Below are 294 nucleotides of genomic sequence, written 5' to 3'. Positions count from 1 at the left end.
CTAAGTACAACCAGTACTTGAAACTAAGTTCGACGACTGACTGCAACACTCAAGACCGTATTATATTCGGCACCAACACCGCCGACACCACCAGGGAGCAGTGGTTCCTCCAGCCCACGAAGTACGAAAACGACGTCCTGTTCTTCATCTACAATCGCGAGTACAACGATGCTTTGAAGCTCGGTAGGATTGTGGACGCTTCGGGAGACCGTATGGCATTTGGACACGATGGTGAAGTAGCTGGTCTCCCTGACATCTTCTCCTGGTTCGTTACACCTTTCTAGACAATCAAAG

1 protein-coding gene is annotated in these 294 nt (G+C 49.7%); it reads left to right on the top strand.

Annotated features, from left to right (window positions below):
- The coding region (locus F0L68_RS45900; RefSeq protein WP_149730582.1) for a hypothetical protein at positions 1–284 on the top strand (284 nt) is incomplete at its 5' end.
- Positions 285–294: the final 10 nt, after the last annotated feature.

It is taken from the genome of Solihabitans fulvus (genome assembly GCF_008386585.1).
Classification (GTDB): domain Bacteria; phylum Actinomycetota; class Actinomycetes; order Mycobacteriales; family Pseudonocardiaceae; genus Solihabitans; species Solihabitans fulvus.
Note: the sequence above shows the minus strand (reverse complement) of the source record. Positions and strands in the feature narration are given on the sequence as shown.